Source organism: Prauserella endophytica (assembly GCF_005146945.1).
In the GTDB taxonomy this organism is placed as follows: Bacteria; Actinomycetota; Actinomycetes; order Mycobacteriales; family Pseudonocardiaceae; genus Prauserella_A; species Prauserella_A endophytica.
This window is the reverse complement of record NZ_SWMS01000001.1, coordinates 241,828-266,554: the sequence shown is the minus strand read 5'-3', so window position 1 is coordinate 266,554 and position 24,727 is coordinate 241,828. Positions and strand designations below refer to the sequence as shown.

Here is a 24,727-nt window from a genome sequence, read left to right as displayed (position 1 = left end):
GGTAATTGATCCGGCTGCGCTCGCACCTTGGCCGTCAGGCCGGTGTCCCCTCGGCCGATCGGCCGAGGCCGGCTGGTCCGGTCCTGGCCGTCTGTCCGAAGTGGTGAGTGTGCGGTTCGCGCGACGCTGCTGTGCATGCCAACACAGACCACACAGTCGCCGGGTCCACTCGCGACCTCCACCCGTCCCGCGCTCTCCGGCCGCGGGCTCGTGAAGCGCTACGGCGCGCAGCACGCGCTGGCCGGGGTGGACATCGACATCCAACCGGGTGAGGCCGTCGCGATCGTGGGCCCCTCGGGTTCCGGCAAGACGTCGCTGCTGCACGTGCTCGCGGGCATCCTGCCGGCCGACTCCGGTGAGGTGCTGCTCGCCGGCACGCGCATCGACCACCTCGGCAAGGCCAAGCGCAGCGAGCTGCGGCGCACCGAGTTCGGCTTCGTCTTCCAGTCCGGCATGCTCGTCGCCGAGCTCTCCGCCGAGGAGAACGCCGCGCTGCCGCTGCTGCTCGGCGGCGTGAGCCGCGGCCAGGCCCTCGCGGACGCCCGGCAGTGGCTCGACCGGCTCGGCCTCGCCGGCAAGGGGGCGCGCAGGCCGGGTGAGCTGTCCGGTGGCGAGGCGCAGCGCGTGGCGATCGCGCGGGCGCTGGCACACCAGCCGAGCGTGATCTTCGCCGACGAGCCGACCGGCGCGCTCGACACGCGCACGGGCCGCGACACGATGAACGCCCTGCTCGGCGCGGCAGCCGAGAACGGAGCCGCCGTGGTGATCGTGACTCATGACCGCGACCTCGCCGAGTCGGTGCCCCGCATGGTGACCATCCGCGACGGCCGTATCGCCACCGGGGTGACGGGGTCGTGAACAGCTTCCGGCTCGCGCTGCGGGTCCTGCGCGGCGACCGGCGCACGCGGACGTCGGCGATCCTCACCGGGCTCGGTGTCGCGGTGGCGACCGGGCTGGTGCTCCTCCTCGTCAGTCTCCCGTTCGCCACCGAGGCACGCGGCGAGCGGTCCACGTGGCAGGAGCCGTCCTACGGTTCGGGGGAGGACGGCCCTGCCACGCTCTCGCTGGCGTCCAGCGAGGACTACACAGGCGGCGACAAGATCACGCGGGTCGACGTCGCGCCGCTGACCGACCCGGGTTCCATCGCCCTGCCGCCGGGCGTCGGGAAGCTGCCAGCGCCGGGAGAGGTGCTGCTCTCGCCCGAGCTGGCGAGGCTCGCCGACGGCATGCCGGGCTCGCAGCTCGGCGAGCGCTTCGGCGGCGACGTCGTGGGCACGCTCGGCGAGGACGCGCTGAAGTTCCCCGGCCAGTTGGTCGCGCTCGTCGGGCACGACGCCGACGACATGCCCGTGACGGCGTTCCAGCAGAACGGGTTCGCGCTGGGCGGCGCGGAACAGGATCCGCTGCTGCAGCTGCTCGCCGGGGTCGGTGTGGTCGTGCTGATCGTGCCGAGCCTGGTGCTGGTAGCGTCGTCGGCGCGGCTCATCGCGGCCCGCAGGGAACGCAGGCTCGCCGCGCTGCGGCTGGCCGGCGCCACCCCGCGGCAGGTGATCTCGATGGTCTCCGCGGAGACGGCCATCGCGGCCGTCGGCGGCGCGCTCCTCGGCGCGGCGGCCAGCCCGCTGCTGCACAAGCTCGCGACGTTCGTGCCCTGGGACGGCGGAACCTGGCAGGCGTCGGACTTCCAGCTGCCGCTGGGCGTCGCCATCCCGGTCGTCCTGCTGATGCCTGCCCTGGTGCTGCTCGCCGCGGTGCTGGGCCTGCGCAGGGTGATGTGGACGCCGCTGGGCGCGACCGGCTCCCACGAGCGGAAGCCGCTGCACTGGTGGCGCCTGCTGTCGCTGCCGCTCGCGGGACTGTTCTTCGCCGTCGTCGTCTCGACCGCCGAGGACGAGATGGGCATGATGCTCGTCCTGCTCGGCCTTGCCCTCATCGTCGCCTCGGCCGCGCTCGTCGGCCCGTGGGTGACGTCGGCGATCGGCGGCATCTTCGGGCGGATCTGGCGCAGGCCCTCGGTGCTGCTGGCCGGGCGGCGCCTGCGGGACGATCCGAAGGGCGCCTACCGCGCGTCGGCCGGTGTCGTGCTCGCCGTGTTCACGGGTTCGATGGCGCTGACGCTCATGCCGTCGTTCGAGTCCATGGCCGGGTCGAGCTCCCCGTTCCGGGACTCCGTCCTGTACGTGCCGACCGACGCGGCGCGCGCCGAGCGGATCGTGGCGGAGACCAACGCGACGCTGGAGCGCTACGGCCAGCGGGAGCGGGCCATCGGCGTCGGCGAGGTGGTGCTGGCCAAGGGCGAGAACTCGGGACAGCAGGCGCTGGTGCTCGACTGTGAGCGCGCGGAGGGGCTGCTGCGGCTCGACATGGCGGGCGCGTGCGCGGGCACGCCGGGGGTCTACAGCGAGTACCCGATGGAACTGAACGGCGTCACGGTGAGCGCGGAGTGGGGCACGCAGGGGGTGCCCCTCCCGGCGGACACGCCGGTGCGGCCGTTCGAGGTGACCGGCGAGGACATGTACAGCACGGCGATCATCGACCCGGCCGTGCTGCCAGAGGGGGTGTCCCCGTCCGAGGTGACGGTGGCTGTGCCGACGACGCAGGCGAACCGCGAGGTCGTGCGCACGGCGCTGGCCGCGGCAGCCGGCGGAGCGCAGATCGAGAGCAGGGAGATGCGCATCTGGGACCAGCAGACGCAGCTGTCGGACCTGCGCAGGGTCACCGTGATCGGGCTGGTCGCCGCCGCGGTGCTGAGCGGCTGCAGCGCGGCGATCGCGACGGCGGGCTCGGTGATGGACCGGCGCCGCACGTTCGGGGCGCTCATCGCGGCCGGCACGCCGGTGCGGGTGCTGGCGAGGGCGTTGCGCACGGAGGCGGCGATGCCCGCGCTGGTCGCCACGATCGGAGCCGGCGTGGTCGGGGTGCTGGTGGCGATCGGGCTCTACAGCCTCGTCGAGGAGGAGTCCTCGGTGGTGCTGACCCCGTGGATCGCGGCGCCGGTGGTACTGGGAGCCGGAGTGGCGGTGCTGGCCGCGTCGGTCTGCCGCCCGGCCCTCAACCGGGTCCGCGCGGAACCCCTCGCCGACGAGTGAGGTGACCAAACGTCCCCCAAGGCCACCTTCGGTGCGCTCAACGCAACAAAGGTGGCCTTGGGGGCAGTCACCGCGTCCCCGGATGGGTGAGGCGGCGGGAGCAGGCGCGGAGGGCCTCGCGGAAGGCGGCGGTCTGCTCGGCGTCGAGGTCGGCGAGCATCTCGCGTTCGAGGGCGTCCACCTCGTCGTCCAGCTCGCGCAGTGCCGCCTCACCGCGAGCGGTCAGGCTGATGTGCAGGACCCGACGGTTGCGGGGCGCGGGCGCCTTCTCGACCAGCCCCCGGCGTTGCAGGCTCGTCACCAGCTCCTGCATGGTCTGCGCGCTGACGAACGAGCGCCGGGCCAGCTGCGCCGACGACTGCCCCGGCTGGGTCCGCAGCGTGGTGAGCGCGGTGTACTGGGCCGTGGTGAGCCCGTGCGGCCGCAGCACCGACTCCAGGTGCCCGCGCACGGCCTGCTCCAGCCGTTTGACCAGGTACGCCGTGCGCACCGAATCGTCGGTCACGGCAGCTTCTCGAAGATGAGGTCCCTGCTCACGCGCCCCTCCTCCTCGGCGCGCTGCTCGAACTTCGTCACCGGCCGCCACTCCGGCCTCGGCGCCCAGCCGTCGAACCGGTTGCGCAGCGTCGGCTCGCCGCCGCACACCTCGAGCATCTGCTCGGCGTAGTTCTCCCAGTCGGTGGCCAGGTGCAGCGTGCCGCCCGACGCGAGCCGCGACGCCACCAGCGCGACGAAGTCCGGCTGCACCAGCCGCCGCTTGTGGTGGCGCTTCTTCGGCCACGGGTCCGGGAAGAAGATGCGCACGCCCGCGAGTGACTCCTTCGCGACGTGCTCGGTCAGCAGCGGCACCGCGTCGCCGTGCAGCAGGCGCAGGTTCACCACGCCCAGGCGCTCGGCGCGCAGCATGAGCTGCCCGAGCCCGGCCTCGTAGACCTCCACGGCGACGTAGTTCACCTCGGGCGATGCCGCCGCGAGCTGCGAGGTGGTCTCCCCCATGCCCGAGCCGATCTCGAGGATCACGGGGGCGGGCCTGCCGAACCACGCGGCGAAGTCGATCGGACCCGGCGGCAGCTCGGAGACCGTGCGGCCCAGCTCGGGCCACCTGGTCTCCCACGCGCGCTGCTGCCCGGCCGTCATGCGCCCGCCGCGTTTGACGTAGCTGACGACGCTACGCATCCTCGGCTCCTGCTCGCTATCCACGAGCAGGCACGATAGCCGCGGCTCAGCGCACCGCTTCGAACTCCCCCAGCCGCGCGCGCAGCCCGGCGAGGCCGGCGACCGCGATCGGTTCCGGCGTGGTGAGGCTGTGGGCGGGCAGCACGTCGATCCAGCCGGGGTGGCGTTCGGTGGGGAGGATCGTGGTCGGGATGCGGTGGCCGGCGCGACCGCCCTCCGACGGCATGAACTCCCAGTAGCCCGACTCGCCGTCGGCGGCCCACGGCACGTACTCCCAGCCGGGGCGTCTGCCGAGCAGCTTGTGGACGCGGTCCTCGATGCGGAAGCCGTCCTCCCGGTGGCCGAGGGTCCCCGCCGCGACGGCACGCAGCCACCACGGGGACGGCACCGGTTCCCCGGGGGTGCAGGCGGCGCGGTAGAGAGCCAGCACCTGGTCCTCGGGGGCCCGGTGTATCCAGGCGGTGCGCAGTTCGGCCGGGGTCGTCGCGGAACCGGCGTCGCGGGGCAGTTCGATGGCGCGAGCCCATTCCAGCTCGGGCATCGGCTCGAGGCGGGGAATCTCTGTCACCGTCAAGGGTCACCTCCGTGGAAGTCCTGACGGGTGTTACCCAATATCCCCTGCGCCGATGCCTTTTCGCGTGGCCAGTGGGCGTCCTCACAGACAGTTAACCGGCTTTTAATCAGCTGCACACGAGAAAGAGGCTCGGACCGCCCCCGAATTGCGGTCCGAGCCTCTTCTTCTCTCCCCTATCCGATCCCGCCGCCCCCGAATTGCGGCAGAGTCCGGATCTTCCCTGTGGTGGTCGTGTGCTCAGGCGTCGCGCTTCTTCGCGGTGGTGATCGCGATGGCCAGCAGCACCGCGGCGAAGCCTGCGAAGTAGGCCAGGGCCCAGCCCGGGCTCAGCGGACTCGTCGAGAGGGGCATGCCCGCGTCGGCCGCCCTGCCCGAGTTGGAGCCGCCGTCGCCCATGAGGAACTTGTTGGCGACGTTGAACGGAAGCCATTCGTAGATGTCGTCACCGATGCTCGGAATGAGCTGGACGAGGCTCTCCACGGCGAGGCTGTAGATCATCAGCAGCGAGATGGCGCCCGCGCTGTGCCGCACGAGGATGCCCACGGCCGCGGCGATCACGGCGGAGATCGCGTAGACCACGCCGACTCCCGCGACGTTGATCCAGTCGGCGGTGCTGTTGAGGGCCAGGTCGGCGTTGGGCTGGAGCAGCATCGAGAGGCCCCAGCACACGAACGCGGTGATCTCGCCGATCACGAGCGCCAGCGCGGCGATGACCGTGGTCTTGGCGAGCAGCGCCGAGCCGCGGTGCGGGATGGCCTGGAACGTGGTGCGGATGGTTCCGAAGCGGTACTCCGTGGTGACGGCGAGCGCGGCCAGCACCATGATCACGGCGAGTCCGAAGCTGTATCCGAACTGGGTGGTGGCGACGGTGGCCGGGAACTGCTCGTCGGCGTTGCCGACGACGAGCGCGGTGAAGCCGGCGGTCACCACGAGGGCGACGAGCGCGCACCACCACGGCGACCGCGTGGACAGCAGCTTGATGCGTTCGACTGCGAGCAGAGTCATCGTAGGTTTCCTCGGTTTCGGTGGTGGCTCGTCAGTTGGCTGTGGGGGCCAGCGCCTGCCGCGCTTCGGCCTCGAGGTCGGCGTGGTATTCGACGGAGTCGCCGGTGATCTGCATGAACGCCTGCTCGAGCGAGCCGCGCTGCGGGCTCAGCTCGTGGAGCACGACGCCGTTGTCCATGGCGATCTCGCCGATCTTCGCGATGTCCAAACCGGACACCACCACGCCGTCGTCTGCGGCGGCGACCGTTGCGCTCGCGCGGGTGAGCGCGTCGCGCAGGACGTCGAGTTGCGGGCTGCGCACCTTGACGCTGTTCTCGCTGGCGCGGGCGACGAAGTCGTCGGTGCTGCTCTGCGAGATCAGTTTGCCCTTGCCGATCACCACCAGCTCGCTCGCGGTGAGCGCCATCTCGGAGAGCAGGTGGCTCGACACGAAGACCGTGCGGCCCTCCTCGGCGAGCCGGTGCATGAACTTGCGGATCCAGAGGATTCCCTCGGGGTCGAGACCGTTCACCGGCTCGTCGAAGAGCAGCACCTCCGGGTCGCCCAGCAGTGCGGCGGCGATGCCGAGCCGCTGCGACATGCCGAGCGAGAAGCCGCCGGCACGCTTGTTGGCGACGGCGCTCAGGCCCACGGTCTCCAGTACCTCGTCGACACGACGCGGCGAGATCTTGTTGGACTTCGCCATCCACGCGAGGTGTGCCCTGGCCGAGCGGTTGGGGTGCACCCACTTGGCGTCGAGCAGCGCGCCGACGGTCCGGAGTGGATGGTGCAGCTCGTGGTAGCGCTTGCCGCCGATGCGCACCTGCCCCGCGGTCGGGTTGTCGAGCCCGAGGATCATGCGCATCGTGGTCGACTTGCCCGCGCCGTTGGGGCCGAGGAAGCCGGTGACCTTGCCGGGCGTGACGCTGAACGAGAGGTCGTCGACCGCGAGTGTCTTGCCGTACCGCTTGGTGAGGCCCTGTGCCTCGATCATCATGTCCTCCTGGTGCGGCCGATGCGCCGCAATGACGCGTGCTTCGTGTTCGTGGCTTGCGTGGCGTTTCCCCGTTGCCGGTCTGCCGACGTTGACCCCATCGTTTCCGATGGAGACGCCCTCGCGCGTCATCCTCGAGACCGAACTCCGATTCGCCTGTGGTCGTAGCTTGGCCGACCGAGGCGCCCCTTGCCGATCCGTGATGACCCTGACTTGTCCCTGATCTACCTGGCGAGGGTTAATGAACTGTGGTTCAATAACTGGCGTGGCGCGACCGAGGAGCATCAGCGACGAACGGCTGCTTTCGGCGACCGGCGCGGTGATCAGCAAGGTCGGGCCCGGATTCACGCTGGCCCAGGTGGCCAGGGAGGCCGGGGTCGCCGTCGGCAGCGTGGCGCAGCGTTTCGGCTCCAAGAAGGGCCTGCTCAGGGCGCTGAGCAAGGTGGGAAGGGTCGAGGTCGTCACCCGGATGCGTGACGCCGCCGCGGCCGCGCCGGGGCCGAGGGAGGCGCTGCTCGACGCGCTCGTGACCGTCTACGCGGGACTCGACGACGCCGCCACGGCGGCCAACAGCCTCGGCCAGCTCGCGGCCGACCTCGCCGACGAGGAGCTGCGCGCGCTGCTCGGCGAGCACTACGCGGCGATGGAGGCCGAACTGCGCGGCCTGGTCCTCCGTGCGATGGACACCGGCTGGCGGGGGCCGGAGCCGGGCCTCGCCGCGCGCACGTTGCTGGCCACGGTCAACGGCGCGGCGATCGACTGGTCGATCCGCCCGCGCGGGGACCTGACCCAGAGGCTGCGCGCAGACCTCGAATCCATAGTGGGGAGCTGGTACGCATGAACACGCCGCTGCACGGCAAGGTCGCGATGGTCACGGGGGCCACGCGCGGGTGCGGGCGGGCGATCGCGGTGGAACTCGGGCGCGTGGGCGCCACGGTGTTCGTCACCGGACGAACGACCCGCGAGCGGAAGTCCGCGATGGGCAGGACGGAGACCATCGAGGAGACGGCCGAACTGGTCGACGCCGCGGGTGGCCGGGGCATCCCGGTGCGCTGCGACTTCGGCGTCGTGGCCGATGTCGACGCGCTCGTCGAGCGCCTCTACTCCGAAGTGGACGGAAGGCTCGACGTGCTCGTGGACGACGTCTGGGGCGGCGATCCCTACGCCGAGTTCGGCACGGCGTACTGGGAGTCCGATCTGGACAAGGCGCTCACGATGGTGCGCAACGGGCTGGAGACACACCTGATCGCGCTGCATCGGCTGCTGCCGCTGCTGGTGCGTACCGGAGGCGGCCTCGCGATCGAGGTCACCGACGGCGACAGCGACGAGTACGTGGGCGCGGGGGTGCCGTACTACCTCGTGAAGTCGGGCGTGCGCGCGATCGGCAGGGCGCTCGGCGCCGAGCTGGCCGGGCACGGCTGCACGGGGCTCACGGTGACGCCGGGTTTCCTGCGCTCGGAGGCGATGCTCGACCACTTCGGTGTCACCGAGGACAACTGGCGGGACGCGATCGCGAGCGATCCGCACTTCGCGGTCTCGGAGACCCCGGCCTATCTCGCGCGCGGGGTGGTCGCGCTGGCCACGGACCCGAAGGTGCAGCGCTTCGCCGGGCAGACGCTCGCGTCGTGGACCCTCATGCGCGCCTACGGCGTCACCGACGTCGACGGCAGCAGGCCCGATTTCGGGCGCTGGATGGCCGACGTGGTCAAGCCGGGCCTCGACCCGGAGCAGGCCGATCCGGCGCGGTACCGCTAGCCTGCGCCGGGCCGGGCGAGGCCGGTCTCGTAGGCGAGCACCACGGCCTGCACGCGGTCACGCAGGTCGAGCTTGGCGAGAATCCGGCCCACGTGGGTCTTCACCGTCGCCTCGGACAGGAAGAGTGTCGAGGCGATCTCGGTGTTCGACAGTCCCTTCGCGATCAGCGTGAGCACCTCGCGCTCGCGCTCGGTCAGCACGTCGAGCACCGAGGCGTCGCGCGGCGGCACCCGGCCAGAGCCGAGGAAGCGGTCGAGCAGCCGCCTCGTGACCGCGGGCGAGACCACCGCGTCGCCCACCGCGACCGAGCGCAGCGCGGAGACCAGGTGGTCGGGCGGTGTGTCCTTGAGCAGGAACCCGCTCGCGCCGCTCTGCAACGCCGAGTACACGTACTCGTCGAGGTCGAACGTGGTCATCACCAGAACCTTGGAGGTGCCCTCGGTGACGATGCGGCGCGTCGCCTCAACGCCGTCGAGCACGGGCATCCGCACGTCCATGAGCACGACGTCGGGGCGCAGCTCACCCGCGAGCCGCACCGCCTCGGCACCGTTGCCCGCCTCGCCGGCCACCTCGATGTCGTCCTGCGCGCCGAGCACCATGCGGAAGCCGACGCGCATGAGCTCCTGGTCGTCCACCACCAGTACCCGGATCACGAGTCCAACCTAACGGGCAGCCGGGCGCTGACGCGCCACCCGCCGCCGGGACTCGGGCCCGCGTGCAGCGTGCCGCCGTACACGTGTGCGCGCTCGCGCATGCCGATCAGCCCGTTGCCCCCGGCGGGGGGTGCGGCCTGCCCGTTCGGCACCAGCTGCCTCGCCTTCCCGGCGCCGTCGTCGGTCACGTCCACGGTCACCACGTCGGGGTTGCGGCGCACTCGCACCGTCGCCTTCGCGCCCTGGCCCGCGTGCTTGAGCGCGTTGGTCAGCGACTCCTGCACGATGCGGTACACCCCGAGCGACACACCGGCGGGTAGCTCGCCCAGCTCGTCCAGCTCCAGCCGGATGGTGAGGCCCGCCGTGCGCATCCGGTCGGCGAGGTCGGCGAGGTCGGCGGTGGTGGGCTGCGGCACCCTCGGCTCGTCGTCGTCCTCCCCGCGCAGCACGTCGAGCAACCGCCTCAGTTCCGTGAGCGCGCCCCTGCCGGTGTCGGAGATCGTGCGGATCGCGCGTTCAGCCAGGTCGGGGTCGGCACGCAGCGCGTAGGAGGCGCCGTCGGCGTGCACCACGATCACGCTGACGGCGTGGGCCACCACGTCGTGGAGCTCTCGCGCGATGCGTCCGCGCTCCTCGGCGACCGCGATCCGCGCGGCCTGGCCGCGCTCGGTCTCCAGCAGGTGCAGCCGTGCCTCCACCTCGGCCTGGTATGCGCGCCGGGCGCCGACGAACTCGCCGAGCAACCAGCACAGCGCCAGCACCAGCACGGCGACGATGATGTTGACCAGCCAGTCGTCGAAGTGCTGCACGTAGAGCTGAACGACGGTGACCACAAGCATGAGCGCGAGGTACAGCGCGCCCTGACGGCGGCCGACGTAGACCACGACGCTGTAGACCGCGACGCCGCTCGCGAGCCCGCTGGCGAGACCCAGCTCCAGCGCGCTGTGCACGGACCCGAGCACGAGGATCGCGTACGCCGTCGCGAGCGGGTACCGCCTGCGCAGGACGAGCGGGGAGACCATCACGATGTCGACCGGGATGGTGATGTACCAGGGCTGCGAAGCGCCCTCCGGCTCGAACTGCGTGACGACGAAGATCGCGATATCGATGAGGAGCAGGTGCACCGCGATGAGGCTGTCGCCGACCATCGGGTGTGCCCGCATCCACAGACTCAGCCGCCGCACGGATCCACAGTATGGTGCTGACGGCCCCGCTCGCGTCCTCCTGCGGTAGCACCGTGACTGCGAGCGGAGGATGACGCGATGGAAGGATCTGCCCGACGAGAGGGGGCGCCCGTGACGGCACCGACGGAGCAGGGCGGACGGCTCGCGGGCCCGCTCTCGACCTCGGTGGCCAACCTGTGCCGCCGGCTGCAGCCGCAGGTCTCGCCGCGCACGGCCGCCGGCTTCTCCGAGGTGCTGCGCAGGCTCGGTGCCCCGCTGCAGGTCGCGGTGGCCGGCCGCATCAAGTCCGGCAAGTCGACACTGGTCAACGCCCTGATCGGGCGCCGGGTCGCGCCAACCGACGTCGGCGAGTGCACGCGCCTGGTGACCCGTTTCCAGTACGGCACCGTCGACCGCATCGAGGTGGTGTTCACCGACGGCCGCAAGCAGGTGCTGCCGTTCGCGCCGGACGGGATGATTCCGGCCGAGCTGGGCGTGGACATCGACGACGTCTCCCACATCGAGGCGTACCTGACCAACGCGGTGCTGCAGGGTATGACCGTGATCGACACGCCCGGCCTCGGCTCGCTCGACGCGGCGTCCGTGTCGCGGACCGAGCAGCTGCTGGGTGCGGCCAGGGCGAGCGAGGAGGACGGCACAGACGAGGAGCCGGGCTCGGACGAGCTGGACGAGACCTCTCGCAACGCGGTCGCCGGGGCCGAGGCCGTGCTCTACGTCGTCACGCAGGGCATCAGGGCCGACGACCAGCAGGCGCTCGCGGCGTTCACCGCGGCCACGGCGAGCCGGGAGGCGGGGCCTGTCAACGCGATCGCGGTGCTGAACAAGGCCGACACGATCACGCCGGAGTCGGTCGACGGCTCCGGCGGAGACGTGTGGAAAGCCGCCTCTCTGCTGGCCGAGAAGCAGGCGGCGACACTCAAGCCCAGGGTGGCCGACGTGCTGCCGGTGATCGGGCTGATCGCGGAGTCGGCCGAGTCGGGCCAGTTCACCTCGGCCGATGCCGACGCGCTGCGCAAACTCGCCGCGCTCGACGACGACATCCTCGAGATGATGCTGATCTCGGCCGACATGTTCACGAGCTGGGAGTGCGACGTGCCTGCGGGCGTGCGGGTGCGGCTGCTGGAGAAGCTCGACCTTTTCGGCATCCGGCACGGGATCGACGCCGTGCGGGCCGAGCCGGAGATCACGGCAGGTGGGCTGCGGCGCAGGCTGCTCGACGCCTCGGGCCTGGCCGCCGTGCGGGCGAGGCTGGGCACGGTGTTCGCCGCGCGGGCGGACGGCATCAAGGCCGCCGCGGCGCTGGCGTCGGTGACCGCGCTGGCCCACGCCTCCGGCGACCCGGCCGAACGCCAGCGCGTGCACGACGCCATCGAGGTGCTGCTCGCCAAACCGGAGGCCCACCAGTTGCGCCTGCTGGAGGCACTCACGCTCGTCGCGTCCGGCGCGGTGGACATGCCGGAGGACCTCAGCGAGGAGGTGCTGCGCGTCGGCAGCAACGCCGAGCTGCCCGCACAGCTCGGCAAGCCCTCGGACACCCCGCGCGCCGACCTGGCGACGTACGCGCTGGAGCGGGCGGGCTGGTGGCGCTCGTTCGCCTCCTTCGGCGCCACGCCCGCGCAGAGCCGCGTCGCCCACGTGGTGCACCGGGCGTACTTCCTCATCTGGCAGCAGCTGCGGGAGCCTTCTGGAGGGGCGCGATGAACGCGTGGTTCCGCAAGGACAAGACGGACGCCGAGGAGTCGACCGGCCAGATCCCGGCGGCGCGCGAGCACACAGCGGGAACCGTACCGGCGGGTAATGCGTCGAAACCCGACGTGGAACCCGTAGGAGTAGCCGTCTCCCCGATCGACCACGAGCAGGCTCTCGCCGATCGCCAGGCACTGATCCAGCTGTGCCTCTACGCGATGGACCGGGCCCGCAGCGGCGGCGTCGTGGAGCGCATCGAGCAGGGGCTCGCCGGGATCGGCGTGCACGCCCTCCGCCCCGACGGACAGCGGTTCGATCCGACGTTGCACGAGGCGGGCGGCGCGGTGCCGACCGAGGACGCCGGCCTGGAGGGCACCGTCGCCGAGACCGAGGTCGTCGGCTTCCTCGACCATGATCGCCTGCTGCGTGCGCCGATCGTCACGGTCTACACCAGACGATAGGCCCGGCCACCGCCCCCTGACGTGGCACTTCGCGCCGCTGGTTGAATCAACCCCGTGACTGCCCCTTCCCTCGGTAAGCCGACCCTGCCCGCACAGGTCAAGCAGGCCCGTGAGCAACTGCTGACCCTGCTGCGCGAGGCGGACCCGCAGGCCGCGAAGTGGGTGGAGGAGCAGCGCAAGGCGCGGTCGAAGAAGCCGTCGGTGGTGGTGGTCGGCGAGACCAACCGCGGCAAGAGCTCGCTGGTCAACGCGCTGCTCGCCACGCCAGGCCTGTCCCCCGTCGACGCCGATGTCGCCACGTCCACGTACCTCGCGTTCGAGTACTCCGACGAGTGGCTCGCGCAGGCGTGCTACCCGGGGCAGCTCGCACCCGTGGGCTTTCCGCTGGAGGAGCTGCCGCGCTGGGTGTCCGTGGCGCACGAGCTGCCCGAGGGTCAGCTGCCGCCCCGCTACGTCGAGGTGTCGGGGCCGGTCCCGCTGCTGGAGCGGGTGTCGGTGGTCGACACCCCCGGCGTCGGCGGGCTCGACGCGATGCACGGCGAGCTGGCGATGGAGGCGGCGGCGAGCGCGACGGCGCTGCTGTTCGTCGTCGACGCGTCGGCTCCGTTCACGTCCACCGAGCTGCAGTTCCTGCGCAACATGGCCGACCGGGTCGAGACGGTCGTCTTCGCGCTCTCCAAGATCGACCAGTTCCGCGGCTGGCGGGAGGTGCTGGCCGCCGACCAGGAACTGCTCGCCGAGCACGCGCCCCGGTTCGCGGACTCGCCGTTCCACGCCGTGTCGGCGCGCATGTTCGAGATGGCGGGCAAGGCCCCCAACGAGCAGGCAGCGGCGATGCTCCGCGAGAAGTCCGGTGTCGCCGAGCTGCAGGGCGCGCTGCAGGAGCTGCTCGTCGGGCGCTCGGCGATGCTCGGCGAGGCCAACACGCTGCGGGCGCTCTCCAGCGCGCTCGCCGAGCAGAAGGCCAAGCTGGGCGCCGAGAAGCGGGCGCTGTCGGCCGGGGAGTCCGAGGCCGAGCAGCTGCGGGCCCGGCGCGACCAGCTCACCGTCGAGCGCCGCTCCTCCACCAGGGGCTGGCAGCTGAAGCTGCGCGGCGAGGTGCAGCGCACCCGCGTCGAGCTCGGGCACGAGGCGAGCAGGCAGATGCGCGACGCCCAGTCGTACTTCCGCCAGCAGATCGACGCGGCCGACCGCGAGCAGCTCGGCAAGCTGCCGCAGCAGGTGGACGTGGCGTTGCAGACGATCTCGCAGCGCGTGTCGGCTCAGCTCGCGCAGCGGCTCAACCACGTCACCGACGTCGCGCTCGCCGAGCTGTTCTCCGCCGAGGAGCTCGACATCATCCGCGCCCAGTTCGCGCGTGCGGGCGGGCCGCCCGTGGTGCTGAGGCCTCCGGAAAGGCGCCCGCCGACGGCCGAGGACAAGCTGCTCGTGTTCATGGGCGTCTCCGGTGGCGCGGGCGCCGCCAAGCTCGCGGCGGCACCGCTCGCCGGGTTCGCGCTGTTCAATCCCGTGGTGTTGCCCGCGACCATCGTGATCGGGCTCGGCGCTGGCTGGTGGATGGCGCGCACGCGCAGGCACGCTGCCGACAAGCAGCACACCAAGCAGTGGCTCGTCGAGTCGATCGCCGACGCCCGCTCCATGCTCGACCAGCTCGTCGCCGAGCAGCTGATCGAGGCCGAGCAGCAGCTCGCCCTGGCCCTCGACGACGCGCTGAGCAGGCGCATCGAGGCGATCGAGACGGAGCTGAAAGAGGTCGACAAGACCATCAAGATGGACGCGCAGGAGCGCGCGAAGAAGCTCTCGGCTGTCACCAAGCGGATCAAGGAGATGGCCGACGCGCAGGAGCGCGCCGACGGCTTCCTCAGCAGGATCAGGGCGCTGCGGGACCGGCCACGAGAGAGTTGAGAGCCTGGTGTGGGGAACCGAACGGGAATAACGTGAGTCCTAACCACATCAGCAGCAAGCAGCCCTGACCGGAGGGGGAGTTCCCAGTGTGGGTCGACGAGAGTGGTGGGTCCGATGCCACCGACACCACCGGCACCTCGGACGAGATGACCATCACCGTCGAAGGTGAGGACTACTCCGCCGACGTCAACTTCGACATCAACGAGGACGGCGTCGAGGACACCGCGGTCATCGAGCACGCCGACGGCAGCGGTCAGGCGTTCGTGGACAACGACGGTGACGGCGAGGCCGACGAGTACATCGCGCTCGACGCGCAGGGCGAGGTCGTCGCCCACGCGGAGTACGACCAGGCCAGCGGTGAGTGGGTGTCGATCGACCCGGGTGGCCACGGGGGCGACTCGACCGACACGCAGACCGGCGCGGGTGGCACCATCACGGCCGACATGCCGGAGGGTGACGTCGAGGTCGGGCCTGCGACCGTGGACACCAACGAGGACGGCGTCAACGACACGGCCGTGGTCGAGGACGGCAGCGGCAACACCATCGCCTTCACCGACGTGGACGGCGACGGACAGGCCGACGTCGCGGTGGTGATCGGGCCGGACGGGGAGTCCACCGTGCTGGAGCACACCGGCGACGGTGAGTGGACCGAGGCCGGCGGCACGGCGGGCGCCGCGGGCGGCAGTGACAGCCTGTGGGGCGGCGGCACCGACACCGTCGAGGGCGTCGCCAAGATCGACTCGGCCACCGGCCAGTGGATCAGCCAGAACTAGCCAGAACCAGACCGCGTCGGCGTTAAAACTTCGTCAAGATCCAAAACGGTCGAAAAAGACATATCTCGAAGGCCCGGTACGGACGCCGTACCGGGCCTTCGTTTCGTGGACAGGAAAGTCTTTCCTCCTGGCGCGATTCAGCGAGAACTGAATCGATTCCCTGATCGTTCTTGTGAGAGAACCGACAGGTCAGCCCTCGGTTCCTCTTGGGTTTGACCGCTAGTCTCAGGGAATCCCCAAAACCAGCACACCGCTTGACGGTGCGCGAAAGCAATTCGGTCGGACGAGCTCGGAGCCCGCATACGGACGACGCAGTTCGGTGTGGGCTCTTGTCGTCGAAGACAGGAGATGAGATGACTGCAGTAGCCATCCCCGGGCTGGACAAGGCGCCAACGACACACAGTGGCGTGCTGTCCTGGGTGCGGGAGGTTGCGGAGCTGACCACCCCCGACCGAGTGGTGTGGGTGGACGGCTCCGACGAGGAAGCCGAACGCATCAATGCGGAGCTCGTGGATGCAGGCACGTTCGTGCCACTGAAGGCGAGGCCGAACTCCTACTGGGCCGCCTCCGACCCCAGCGACGTCGCACGCGTCGAGGAGCGCACCTTCATCTGCTCCGAGAAGGAGCAGGACGCCGGGCCGACCAACAACTGGATGCACCCGGACGAGATGAAGGCCACCATGACCGAGCTCTACCGGGGCTGCATGCGTGGTCGCACGATGTACGTCATCCCCTTCTGCATGGGACCGCTCGGCGACGACAACCCCAAGCTCGGCATCGAGATCACCGACTTCGCCTACGTCGTCGCCTCCATGCGCGTGATGACCCGGATGGGCACCAAGGCGCTCGAGAAGTTCGTCACCGACGACGGCACCGAGCGCGAGTTCGTGCCCGCGCTGCACTCCGTCGGCAAGCCGCTCGAGCCCGGCGAGAAGGACGTCGCCTGGCCGTGCAACGACACCAAGTACATCAGCCACTTCCCGGAGAGCCGCACCATCTGGAGCTACGGCTCCGGCTACGGCGGCAACTCGCTGCTCGGCAAGAAGTGCTACTCGCTGCGCATCGCCTCGGTGATGGCCCGCGACGAGGGCTGGCTCGCCGAGCACATGCTGATCCTCAAGCTCATCTCCCCCGAGAACAAGGCCTACTACATCGCGGCCGCGTTCCCCAGCGCCTGCGGCAAGACCAACCTCGCGATGCTGCAGCCGACCATCCCCGGCTGGCGCGCCGAGACCATCGGTGACGACATCGCGTGGATGCGGTTCGGCGAGGACGGCCGCCTGTACGCGATCAACCCGGAGTTCGGCCTCTTCGGTGTCGCGCCCGGCACCGGCGAGAAGACCAATCCGGTGGCGATGAAGACCATCGAAAAGGGCAACACGGTCTTCACCAACGTCGCGCTCACCGACGACGGCGACGTCTGGTGGGAGGGCATGACCGAGGAGGCGCCAGCGCACCTGACCGACTGGAAGGGCAACGACTGGACGCCCGAGTCCGACGTGCCGGCCGCGCACCCGAACTCGCGCTTCTGCACCCCGATCGCCCAGGTGCCGACGCTGGCGCCGGAGTGGGACGACCCGAAGGGCGTGCCGATCTCGGCGATCCTGTTCGGTGGCCGCCGCAAGACCACGGTTCCGCTCGTGACCGAGGCCCGCGACTGGCAGCACGGCGTGTTCATGGGCGCCACGATGTCGTCGGAGAAGACGGCCGCCGCGGCGGGCACGGTCGGCGAGGTGCGCCGCGACCCGATGGCGATGCTGCCGTTCCTCGGCTACCACGCCGGTGACTACTTCCAGCACTGGCTGGAGATCGGCAAGGGCGCCGACGGCGTCAAACTGCCGAGGATCTTCTACGTCAACTGGTTCCGCCGCGGCGACGACAAGCGGTTCCTGTGGCCGGGCTTCGGCGAGAACTCGCGTGTGCTGAAGTGGATCGTCGAGCGGATCGAGGGCAAGGCCTCGGCCAACGAGACCCCGGTCGGCTACGTGCCGAGCGCCGAGGACCTCGACACCGAGGGGCTCAAGGAGCCGCTCGCCGACATCCAGGCCGCTCTCGACGTCGACGCCGCCGAGTGGCGCGAGGAGATCCCGCTGATCGAGGAGTGGTTCGCCAAGATCGGTGACCGCGTCCCCTCCAGCCTCCGCGACGAGCTGGAAGCCCTCAAGCAGCGCCTGGGCTGAGCAAGCCCAACCGTCCCCCAAGGCCACCTTCGGTGCGTTCAACGCAACAAAGGTGGCCTTGGGGGCTTTTTCGGTAACGTCGGGGTGTGGCCTCTACTACAGAGCGAGCGTTCCGCTTCGGCGTGAACATGATGGTTTCGGGTAGCCGGTCCGACTGGGTGGACAAGTGCCGCAAGGCGGAGGACCTCGGCTACGACGTCATCGGCGTCGCCGATCACCTCGGCATGCCGGCGCCGTTCCCGGCGATCGTGTCGGCCGCCGAGGCGACCGAACGCGTGCGGCTGTGCCCGTTCGTGCTCAACACCAGCTTCTACAACCCGGTCCTGCTCGCGCGCGACGCAGCCGGCACCGACCAGCTCGTCGAGGGCAGGCTGGAGCTGGGCCTCGGCACCGGTTACGTCAAGGCCGAGTTCGACGCCGCCGGCCTGCCCTTCCCCGGCCCGCGTGAACGGCTCGACCACCTCGAACACACCCTCGCCGAGTTGCGGCGGCTCTTCGCCGACGGGCAGCCCCGCCCCGCGCAGGAGCCCCACCCGCCGCTGCTGCTCGGCGGCCACCGCGACCGCATGCTCCGCATGGCGGCGCGCGAGGCCGACATCGTCGGCTTCACCGGTATCGGCTTCGACCGCGACGGCACGTCGGCCACGGTCGCGGGCCCGGAGGAGCTGGCCGAGCGGGTCGAGTTCGTGCGCAAGGAAGCCGGGGAGCGTTTCGCCGACCTGGAGCTCAACCTGCTCATCCAGCACGCGGAGGTGACCGACGACCGTTCGGCCACGCTCGACGCGATCCGCGCCTACGCGCCCGACCGCACCGTCGAGGAGCTGGCCGCGCTGCCGATCGTGCTGGTGGGCACGGCCGAGGAGATCGCCGAGCAGCTGCTGGCCCAGCGCAAGGCCTACGGCATCAGCTACGTCACCGTGATGGAGGCCCACCTCGACGCGCTGGCGCCCGTGATCCCGCTGCTGCGTTGATCACCGGCGAGCATCTCGGCGTGCTGGCCGGGGAGCACTGGCTCTTCCGGGGACTCGACTGCGAAGTCCGGCCCGGCGAGTGCCTCGCGCTGGTCGGGCCGAACGGCAGCGGCAAGTCGACACTGCTGCGGTGCTTCTACGGCATGCAGGAGCCCACCGAGGGCGCGGTCACGGTCCTCGGTGGGGCACCGGACGAGCGGGACCGCGGCTTCCGCCGCCGCGTCTCGGCGCTGCTCGACGACTCGGACTTCTTCGCCGAGCTGACGCCCGTGCAGCACCTCGACCTTGTGGCGGGGTCGTTCGGCGTGGAGCTGGACCACGACGAGCTGCTGGCCGACGCCGGGCTCGAGGAGCGCGCCACCGTGACCGCGGGCCGGTTCTCGGCCGGTCAGCGGCGCAGGCTCCTGCTGCTCGGCGCCACCGCACGCCCGTTCGAGGTGCTGCTGCTCGACGGGCCCGAGCGGGCGCTCGACGCCGACGGCAAGGAGTGGCTCACCACGCTGGTGGCCCGGGCGGTGTCCTCGGGCGCAGCCGTGGTGCTCGCGACGCACCACCCGCCGCTGCTGTCCTCGGCCGACCACGTCGTGGACCTGGTGTGACGGCGACGGCCACGCGGGTCAGGGTGCCCGGCCGGGCCCGGCTCGGCGGGGTTTTCAGCGGTGACACCCCGACGTTCGTCGCGCTGTTCGCGCTCGGCTGGCTGGTGACGACGTTCTTCCAGCTCGACTGGTGGCGCGCGGTGCTCTTCGCCGGATCGGCGGTGCCCGCCCCGGCGCTGCTGGGTCTGTTCGCCGCGCTCGTCGCGCTCGGGCTCGGGTCGCTGCTCGGCCGCTCGTTCCTGTGGGCCGAGCCCGCCGTACTCACCTGGCTCGACTTCACCGGCCACGACCGGGTGCGGCTCGTCAGCGGTCGCGTGTGGACGGTCTGGTCGGCACGGCTGCTCGTGCTCGGTTACGTCGGCGCGTTGCTGGCGGCGGCGGCCGGGGTTCCATCGTGGACGTGGTGGACCGGGATCGGACTGCTCGGCGTCGGGAGCCTTGTGGTGCTGCCGCTAGCCGCGGGAGTCGGGCCGCCGCTGCGGCTGCCGGTCGCGGTCTCGGCGGGACGGCAGCGGCTCGTCGACGGCTGGGCCGCGCGCGTGGTGCGGCTGGTGTCGGTGACCTTCCTCGACCCGACCATGATGTTGCCCTCCGCCGGTCCGGTGCCGGGAAGGCCGGTGCGCTCGCTCGTGGCGCTCGCTCTCGTCGGCGTGCTGGGGCGCCTGCGGTTCGCGGTGCCCGCGCTGCTGCTCGGCGTCGTCGTCGCGCTCGCCCACGTCGCGTTGCCGGGTCTGCCCGACGCCCTGCTCGTCGGGATCGGTGCGTTCGCCGCGCTGCTGCCGTTCGGCGGAGGGATCGGGCAGCTGTGGCGCTCACCCGGCCTGCGCCGGTGGCTCGACGCCTCGGACGTGGCGCTGCGCGCCTGGCACGCCGTGGTGTTCGCTGTGCTCGCGCTGGCGTGGGGACTCGTGGTGCTCGCCGGGACACTGCTGCTCGGCTCGCCGCTCGCGGGCGCCGCGTGGCTCGCGATCCCGCTCGCCGCGGCGGCGGTGCTGCGCACGGCCACCCGGCCACCCGTCGACTACGACGCGCCCGGGATCACGGACACACCGTTCGGTCAGGCCCCCGTCCGCCTCGTCGCTCAGGTGGTGCGCGGGCCCGACCTCGGCGCCGTGGGGGTGTGGGTGCTCGCCGCCGCCCCGCTCGGCCTGGTCACCGTGCTGGTGACGGGGGCGCTCATCGCGTGGTGCGTCCTGCGGTGAGTGCCAGGTGAGTCCTAATCGTCCTGGAAGAGGCCGATGAGCTCGTCGACGGCGAGGTAGGCGAACAGCGCGAGGCAGATGACCAGCAGGGCGTTGGACAGCCAGCGCGAACGGCCCTCGCGCGGCACCCGGCTGGAGTTGAGCAGCACCAGTAGCGTGCCCGCGAGGAACGGCATGAACAGCGCGCCCAGCGCGCCGTAGGCCACGGTCAGCTGGAACGGCCGGTCGAGGAAGAGCAGCAGCATCGGCGGGAACGTCAGCCACAGCACGTAGGTGCGGAACGCGGGGCTGCGCTGGCCTGCCTTGCGGTCGTAGTCCTCCACGGTCTCGACGGTGTCGCGCGGCAGCCGCCAGGTGCGCCACCAGTCGGCGAAGAGCAGGCTCACGCCGTTCCACACGCCGATGAGCGACGTGAACGACACCGCGAAGAAGCCGATCAGGAACGGGATCCTCGCCCACTGGCCGTAGTCCTGGGCCAGCACGTCGCCGAGCATGAGCAGGCCCTCGTCGCCCGAGACGACGTCGGTGCCCATCAGCAGCTCCGCGCCGACGATGAGCATCGCGACGACGAAGATGGCCGTGGTGACGTAGCCGACCGTGTTGTCGAGCCGCATCATCGGGAGCCACTTCGACGAGCGCCAGCCCTTCGCCATGGTCCAGTAGCCGTAGGCGGCCATCGTGATCGTGCCGCCGACGCCGCCGATCAGGCCGAGGGCGTAGACGAACGAGCCGCTCGGCAGGCGCGGGACGAAACCCTCCACCGCGTCGAGCAGGTTGGGCGTCACCAGGATCGCGGTGCCCACGACGGTGACGAACATGATCCCGACGAAGACCGTCATGATCTTCTCGATCACCGCGTAACGGCCGAACCAGACCAGTGCGAGCCCGAGTAGTCCACAGACGATCGCCCACACGCGCAGCGGGACGCCGGGGAAGAGGGCGTTGAGCGGCAGGCCGGAGGCGGACATCGCCGTGGCGCCGTAGACGAAGCCCCACACGATCGCGTACGCGCCGAAGTAGACGAGCACCCACTTGCCGAGCGTGCGCCAGCCGGAGAGCATCGTCCGCCCCGACGTGAGGTGCCAGCGGCCGACCGCCTCGGCCAGGGCGATCTTGAAGATCGCGCCGACGATGACCGCCCAGAGCAGGGTGTAGCCGTAGCGCGAACCCGCGACCATGGTGGCGACCAGGTCACCGGCGCCAACCCCCGTCGCGGCGGCCATGACGCCAGGGCCCACCTGCCGGAGCCTGGCTCGCCAGCCGACCGGTACGTCCTTAACGTCTTCGTGCCCGACCTCGTGAGACATGCCCGGTAACGTAGCCCGATCACCGCGTCAACGGAACCGGGGAGATCCGGCGATGTCGGACCGTGCTCCGTGAGGTCAGGAGACTCGTGGCAGGGTGCCGGTCTCGCCGTCCTCCACGATGCCTCGCAGCGCGTCCAGCGAGAGCTTCACGGCGTCGGCCACGGCGACGACCGTGAAGAACGCGGGCGTGGGGATGCGCCCGGTCTCGATCTTGCGCAGCGTCTCGACGGAGATCCCGGCCTGTGCGGCGACCTCGACCATGCTCCGGACGCCCCTTGCCTCACGCAGCGCGGCCCCCAGCCGCTCGCCGCGGGCCCGCTCTGCTTCGGTCAACGGCACTCGAACCACGGCTCCGATACTAATACCGCTCGCTGATTTGCACACAGCCTGTGGACAACTCTGTGCACAGGCTGTGGATGCCCCCGGCCCGAGACCGAAGTGCAACGCGCGCCCACGAAACGAGAAGGGCAGTCCAGACGTCCTAGAGAGTGACCGGGATCACATTTCGAGCGAGCGAGGAGGTCAGCATGTTCTCCGCAGGCCTGGCCATGATGGTCGTCGCTCTCGGCGCCACGCTCATCACAGTCTTCGGGGGTGCCCTCGAGGACGAGGACACCCCCTCGACGAAGCGGGACCGGGTGCGTCAGGCGCCCGGCGGCACTGGAAGGGGCATGCCGGGACACGACCTGTCCTCTGGCACGACACCGTCCACGAGGTAGTCCTCGACCACGTCGTCCGCGCAGGCGTTGCCGCCCGCGTAGATGCCGTGATCGCCCTCGTCGGTGATCGTCAGCATCCGCGAGCCCTCGAACGCCTCGTGCGCCCGCCTTGCGCCCTCGATCGGCGTCGCCGGGTCGTGCTCCGACTGCACGATGAGCACCGGCGGCACGCCCTCACCGTCGAGTTCCGGCAGCTTCATCGGCCGGTTCTCCCAGAAGATGCACGGCTGCACGAGCCAGCCCCAGCCGAGCAGCGGGTACTCCTGCCCGAGCTCCTCCGACTGCCGCACCACGCTGTGCCGGTTGCCGTACCACCTGCCCTCGTTGCAGGGGATGGTCCAGAAGCTGGCGTCGTAGGCGTCGGCGTACTCGCCGGGCACGATCAGCGGCTGCGGGCCGATCACCTCGGCGTCGGGCACGTACGCCGCGACCTTCTCGAGCGCCGCCGCCTGCTCGGCGTCGGTGGCCCCGTCCCCGGCGAGCGTCCGCACGCTCACCAGGTAGTCGGCCAGATCGGGGAAGGACGCCTTGTCGTAGAGCTGCGAGGCGATCGCCGAGTCCAGCTCGTTCGGCCCGAGCGGCTGGCCCTCGAAGTCCACCGGCTGCTCGGCGAGCGCGGCCCGCACCTCCTCGTAGGTCTGGCGCACGGCCTCGCCGGTGGTGCCGAAGTGATAAAGCGAGTCGTACTTCGCCATCCACGGCAGGAAGTCCTCGCGCCAGCGGCGCTCGAAGCCCAGCGGCTGCCAGTCGAACGACTCCTGCCACGTGGTGGTGAACTCCGTCGCCGAGTCGAGCACGAAGCGGCCGGTGTGCTCGGGGAACCGCTGCGCGTAGTGCGCCCCCAGCCAGGTCCCCGCCGAGTAGCCGACCCAGTTGATCTTGTCGCGGCCGAGCAGCGTGCGCAGCAGGTCGATGTCGTGGATGGTCTGGTACGTGTTGATCAGCGGGCCCAGCTCGCCCGACTTCACCTGGCACGACTCCGCGGCGTACCGCGTGCCGTCGAGGATCAGGTCGAGGTTCTCCCTGCTGCGGTCCCTCGGGTCGAGCGCGCTGCCCGTGCCGATCGCGCCGCCGCACGTGATGTTCGTGCTCTTGCCCGTGCCGCGCGGGTCGAGGCCGATGATCTCCTGGTGGGCGCGCAGCCGGTCCTGATCTCGCAGCCGCGCGGGGAACGTCCGGCCCGGCGCGCCGGGGCCTCCCGGGTTGGTCAGGACGCTGGCCGTCGCCGGGCCGTCGGTCGCCCTCAGCCTGCTGACCGCCACCGTGATGTCGGTGCCCTCCGCCGGGTTGTCCCAGTCGCGCGGCGCGAGGAACGTGGCGCACTCGATGTCCTTCGCGCCCTCCGGTGGGGGCGACGACAGCTCGTCGGGTGCGCAGACGTGCCAGTCGAGCCGCTGCTCGGTGTAGCGCGCCGGGATCTCGACCACGTCGTCCTGTGCACCGGCCGCAGGCGTCGTCCCGGCCAGCAACGAGGCTGCGAGCGCGGGAACGGCCACGGCGAGGCGAAGTGTTCTCATATCGGATTGCCCCTCAGCTGTCGTGTACCGGCCGACATTAGATCTTGGCCGCGCGCGACGGGCAACCGATCGTTCGTTGGTCCTTTGTGTTCTACCGGGGCAGAGGCGCCGAACCGATGCCGCGAAGTGGTCTGGTCACCGGATCCTGGGTCTCGGCGTAGCACGTGACGTTGGTGAAGCCATTCCGCCAGTTCACCTGATCCGGCCACCGCCACGAGGCGGCGACGTCGTCGCGCGTGGTGCCGAGGTACTCGCGCAGCGCCTGCCGGCACGCGGGCGCCGCCGCGGCGTTGAACTGCTCGTCGCTGGGAAAGGCGTCGCTGGAGCCGCCCATGCGGACCGTGCCGATCGCCTCGCCGGTGTGCGGCCCGTCGCAGGGCACCTGCTGCGGCAGCTCCTGCGACGGCCGCACCGACGAGCAGCTCTGGAACTCGTGCCCGCGCTCATCCGCGAGGATGCCGCGAACGGAGCCGGTGCGAGACCGCGCCTGACCTTCCCCGTCGAGCTGCGCGACCCCGCAGCGGTACCAGCGGTCGCCCGCCTTCCAGTCCTCCTTGCCCGCCCACAGCAGCCACGCGCCGAGCGTCGTCGCGTCGTAGGAGTCGCTGCCGAGGTATTCGGCCGCCGCCTGCCTGCACTCAGGGAACACCTCGGCGAACACCGTCTCCTTGTCGGGCGACTCCCCCGGCATGCCGCTGCCGAACGTGCCCGCCTTGGTGATCTCGACCGTGTGCGGCTGCGCGCAGTCCACTGGGGCGGGGTCGTTTCCCGCCACGCACTCGCCGATGCCCGCCGGCTCGGGCGCCTGCTCCGAAGGCCGCGGGGCGGTGGTGACGGTCGCCTGTGGCGGTGCCGCTTCCGCCGGCTCAGCGGGTCTGGGCGTGCCCGCCACCTCGCTGGCGCACGCCGACAGCGTCACGGCGGCCACCAGCACGGCCGCGGAAAGCACTCGCCCATGTCTCGACATCGGTGAAGACCCTACCGAGGGGCGACACGAA

Annotated in this window: 23 protein-coding genes; 12 read left to right on the top strand and 11 right to left on the bottom strand. The window is 71.0% G+C overall.

Annotation, left to right across the window (positions count from 1 at the left end):
* Positions 1–135: 135 nt before the first annotated feature.
* Both FCN18_RS01385 and FCN18_RS01380 read left to right on the top strand, forming a co-directional pair.
* Positions 136–858, top strand: coding sequence for an ABC transporter ATP-binding protein (locus FCN18_RS01385; protein ID WP_137092859.1), 723 nt, complete (start codon positions 136–138; stop codon positions 856–858).
* Complete coding sequence (locus FCN18_RS01380; RefSeq protein WP_137092857.1) at positions 855–3,089, top strand: FtsX-like permease family protein; 2,235 nt, start codon at positions 855–857, stop codon at positions 3,087–3,089. Before FCN18_RS01385 ends, FCN18_RS01380 begins: the two co-directional genes overlap by 4 nt.
* Positions 3,090–3,156: 67 nt before the next feature.
* On the opposite strand, the gene FCN18_RS01375 is transcribed toward FCN18_RS01380, so the two are convergent.
* The 5 genes from FCN18_RS01375 to FCN18_RS01355 form a co-directional block, all read right to left on the bottom strand.
* Positions 3,157–3,594 carry a MarR family winged helix-turn-helix transcriptional regulator gene (locus FCN18_RS01375; RefSeq protein WP_113641080.1) on the bottom strand — a complete coding sequence of 146 codons (438 nt, stop codon included), beginning with the start codon at positions 3,592–3,594 and terminating at the stop codon, positions 3,157–3,159.
* Positions 3,591–4,265: a tRNA (guanosine(46)-N7)-methyltransferase TrmB gene (gene trmB / locus FCN18_RS01370; protein ID WP_369973550.1), complete on the bottom strand. Its 675-nt coding sequence runs from the start codon at positions 4,263–4,265 to the stop codon at positions 3,591–3,593. Before trmB ends, FCN18_RS01375 begins: the two co-directional genes overlap by 4 nt.
* Before the next feature lie 46 nt (positions 4,266–4,311).
* Positions 4,312–4,806 carry a hypothetical protein gene (locus FCN18_RS01365; RefSeq protein WP_228713623.1) on the bottom strand — a complete coding sequence of 165 codons (495 nt, stop codon included), beginning with the start codon at positions 4,804–4,806 and terminating at the stop codon, positions 4,312–4,314.
* 270 nt (positions 4,807–5,076) lie between these two features.
* The gene (locus FCN18_RS01360; protein ID WP_112265757.1) at positions 5,077–5,844 is read right to left on the bottom strand and encodes an ABC transporter permease; all 768 of its coding nucleotides are present in this window, start codon (positions 5,842–5,844) and stop codon (positions 5,077–5,079) included.
* A 31-nt stretch (positions 5,845–5,875) separates the two neighbouring features.
* Positions 5,876–6,817 carry an ABC transporter ATP-binding protein gene (locus FCN18_RS01355; protein WP_112266718.1) on the bottom strand — a complete coding sequence of 314 codons (942 nt, stop codon included), beginning with the start codon at positions 6,815–6,817 and terminating at the stop codon, positions 5,876–5,878.
* 265 nt (positions 6,818–7,082) lie between these two features.
* Here FCN18_RS01355 and FCN18_RS01350 point away from each other — a divergent pair, with 265 nt between their 5' ends.
* Both FCN18_RS01350 and FCN18_RS01345 read left to right on the top strand, forming a co-directional pair.
* Complete coding sequence (locus tag FCN18_RS01350) at positions 7,083–7,658, top strand: TetR/AcrR family transcriptional regulator (protein WP_112265755.1); 576 nt, start codon at positions 7,083–7,085, stop codon at positions 7,656–7,658.
* Positions 7,655–8,572, top strand: a complete 918-nt coding sequence (locus tag FCN18_RS01345) for an SDR family oxidoreductase (RefSeq protein ID WP_137092854.1) — start codon at positions 7,655–7,657, stop codon at positions 8,570–8,572. The genes FCN18_RS01350 and FCN18_RS01345 overlap by 4 nt, the downstream gene beginning before the upstream one ends.
* On the opposite strand, the gene FCN18_RS01340 is transcribed toward FCN18_RS01345, so the two are convergent.
* Together FCN18_RS01340 and FCN18_RS01335 are read right to left on the bottom strand one after the other, a co-directional pair.
* On the bottom strand, positions 8,569–9,225 hold the full coding sequence (locus tag FCN18_RS01340; protein ID WP_112265751.1) for a response regulator: 657 nt from the start codon (positions 9,223–9,225) through the stop codon (positions 8,569–8,571). The two genes, FCN18_RS01345 and FCN18_RS01340, sit on opposite strands and share 4 nt — an antisense overlap.
* The gene (locus FCN18_RS01335) at positions 9,222–10,388 is read right to left on the bottom strand and encodes a sensor histidine kinase (RefSeq protein WP_456107161.1); all 1,167 of its coding nucleotides are present in this window, start codon (positions 10,386–10,388) and stop codon (positions 9,222–9,224) included. Before FCN18_RS01335 ends, FCN18_RS01340 begins: the two co-directional genes overlap by 4 nt.
* Positions 10,389–10,487: 99 nt before the next feature.
* Between FCN18_RS01335 and FCN18_RS01330 the strand changes: the two genes are divergently transcribed.
* The 8 genes from FCN18_RS01330 to FCN18_RS01295 all read left to right on the top strand — a co-directional run bounded on the left by FCN18_RS01330 (position 10,488) and on the right by FCN18_RS01295 (position 20,186).
* Positions 10,488–12,110: a dynamin family protein gene (locus FCN18_RS01330; protein WP_369973551.1), complete on the top strand. Its 1,623-nt coding sequence runs from the start codon at positions 10,488–10,490 to the stop codon at positions 12,108–12,110.
* The gene (grpE, locus tag FCN18_RS01325; protein WP_112265745.1) at positions 12,107–12,556 is read left to right on the top strand and encodes a nucleotide exchange factor GrpE; all 450 of its coding nucleotides are present in this window, start codon (positions 12,107–12,109) and stop codon (positions 12,554–12,556) included. Before FCN18_RS01330 ends, grpE begins: the two co-directional genes overlap by 4 nt.
* A gap of 54 nt (positions 12,557–12,610) precedes the next feature.
* A complete protein-coding gene (locus tag FCN18_RS01320) occupies positions 12,611–14,461 on the top strand; it encodes a dynamin family protein (RefSeq protein ID WP_137092852.1) in 1,851 nt (616 codons plus the stop codon).
* A gap of 86 nt (positions 14,462–14,547) precedes the next feature.
* Positions 14,548–15,234 carry a hypothetical protein gene (locus FCN18_RS01315; RefSeq protein ID WP_112265741.1) on the top strand — a complete coding sequence of 229 codons (687 nt, stop codon included), beginning with the start codon at positions 14,548–14,550 and terminating at the stop codon, positions 15,232–15,234.
* Between the two features lie 353 nt (positions 15,235–15,587).
* A complete protein-coding gene (locus tag FCN18_RS01310; RefSeq protein ID WP_112265739.1) occupies positions 15,588–17,414 on the top strand; it encodes a phosphoenolpyruvate carboxykinase (GTP) in 1,827 nt (608 codons plus the stop codon).
* Between the two features lie 86 nt (positions 17,415–17,500).
* Positions 17,501–18,385, top strand: coding sequence for an LLM class F420-dependent oxidoreductase (locus tag FCN18_RS01305; protein WP_137092850.1), 885 nt, complete (start codon positions 17,501–17,503; stop codon positions 18,383–18,385).
* Positions 18,382–18,984 (top strand): ABC transporter ATP-binding protein, encoded by a 603-nt coding sequence (locus FCN18_RS01300; RefSeq protein ID WP_137092848.1) that lies wholly within the window; start codon positions 18,382–18,384, stop codon positions 18,982–18,984. Before FCN18_RS01305 ends, FCN18_RS01300 begins: the two co-directional genes overlap by 4 nt.
* The gene (locus tag FCN18_RS01295) at positions 18,981–20,186 is read left to right on the top strand and encodes a DUF6297 family protein (RefSeq protein ID WP_137092846.1); all 1,206 of its coding nucleotides are present in this window, start codon (positions 18,981–18,983) and stop codon (positions 20,184–20,186) included. Before FCN18_RS01300 ends, FCN18_RS01295 begins: the two co-directional genes overlap by 4 nt.
* Before the next feature lie 14 nt (positions 20,187–20,200).
* Here FCN18_RS01295 and FCN18_RS01290 read toward each other — a convergent pair whose 3' ends face one another.
* The 4 genes from FCN18_RS01290 to FCN18_RS01275 all read right to left on the bottom strand — a co-directional run bounded on the left by FCN18_RS01290 (position 20,201) and on the right by FCN18_RS01275 (position 24,696).
* The gene (locus FCN18_RS01290; protein ID WP_112265726.1) at positions 20,201–21,493 is read right to left on the bottom strand and encodes an Nramp family divalent metal transporter; all 1,293 of its coding nucleotides are present in this window, start codon (positions 21,491–21,493) and stop codon (positions 20,201–20,203) included.
* A 75-nt stretch (positions 21,494–21,568) separates the two neighbouring features.
* A complete protein-coding gene (locus FCN18_RS01285) occupies positions 21,569–21,841 on the bottom strand; it encodes a helix-turn-helix domain-containing protein (protein WP_112265724.1) in 273 nt (90 codons plus the stop codon).
* 295 nt (positions 21,842–22,136) lie between these two features.
* Positions 22,137–23,729 carry an alpha/beta hydrolase gene (locus FCN18_RS01280; protein ID WP_137092844.1) on the bottom strand — a complete coding sequence of 531 codons (1,593 nt, stop codon included), beginning with the start codon at positions 23,727–23,729 and terminating at the stop codon, positions 22,137–22,139.
* 91 nt (positions 23,730–23,820) lie between these two features.
* Positions 23,821–24,696, bottom strand: coding sequence for a septum formation family protein (locus tag FCN18_RS01275; RefSeq protein ID WP_113641087.1), 876 nt, complete (start codon positions 24,694–24,696; stop codon positions 23,821–23,823).
* Between the last annotated feature and the right edge of the window lie 31 nt (positions 24,697–24,727).

What these genes read in the sequence shown, in the direction of transcription:
- FCN18_RS01335 (WP_456107161.1), bottom strand. Translation starts at nt 10,388, where the DNA reads ATGCGGGCACACCCGATGGTCGGCGACAGCCTCATCGCGGTGCACCTG.
- FCN18_RS01280 (WP_137092844.1), bottom strand. Translation starts at nt 23,729, where the DNA reads ATGAGAACACTTCGCCTCGCCGTGGCCGTTCCCGCGCTCGCAGCCTCG.
- trmB (WP_369973550.1), bottom strand. Translation starts at nt 4,265, where the DNA reads ATGCGTAGCGTCGTCAGCTACGTCAAACGCGGCGGGCGCATGACGGCC.
- FCN18_RS01385 (WP_137092859.1), top strand. Translation starts at nt 136, where the DNA reads ATGCCAACACAGACCACACAGTCGCCGGGTCCACTCGCGACCTCCACC.
- FCN18_RS01290 (WP_112265726.1), bottom strand. Translation starts at nt 21,493, where the DNA reads ATGTCTCACGAGGTCGGGCACGAAGACGTTAAGGACGTACCGGTCGGC.
- FCN18_RS01275 (WP_113641087.1), bottom strand. Translation starts at nt 24,696, where the DNA reads ATGTCGAGACATGGGCGAGTGCTTTCCGCGGCCGTGCTGGTGGCCGCC.
- FCN18_RS01330 (WP_369973551.1), top strand. Translation starts at nt 10,488, where the DNA reads ATGGAAGGATCTGCCCGACGAGAGGGGGCGCCCGTGACGGCACCGACG.
- FCN18_RS01310 (WP_112265739.1), top strand. Translation starts at nt 15,588, where the DNA reads ATGACTGCAGTAGCCATCCCCGGGCTGGACAAGGCGCCAACGACACAC.
- FCN18_RS01355 (WP_112266718.1), bottom strand. Translation starts at nt 6,817, where the DNA reads ATGATCGAGGCACAGGGCCTCACCAAGCGGTACGGCAAGACACTCGCG.
- FCN18_RS01360 (WP_112265757.1), bottom strand. Translation starts at nt 5,844, where the DNA reads ATGACTCTGCTCGCAGTCGAACGCATCAAGCTGCTGTCCACGCGGTCG.
- grpE (WP_112265745.1), top strand. Translation starts at nt 12,107, where the DNA reads ATGAACGCGTGGTTCCGCAAGGACAAGACGGACGCCGAGGAGTCGACC.
- FCN18_RS01365 (WP_228713623.1), bottom strand. Translation starts at nt 4,806, where the DNA reads ATGCCCGAGCTGGAATGGGCTCGCGCCATCGAACTGCCCCGCGACGCC.
- FCN18_RS01345 (WP_137092854.1), top strand. Translation starts at nt 7,655, where the DNA reads ATGAACACGCCGCTGCACGGCAAGGTCGCGATGGTCACGGGGGCCACG.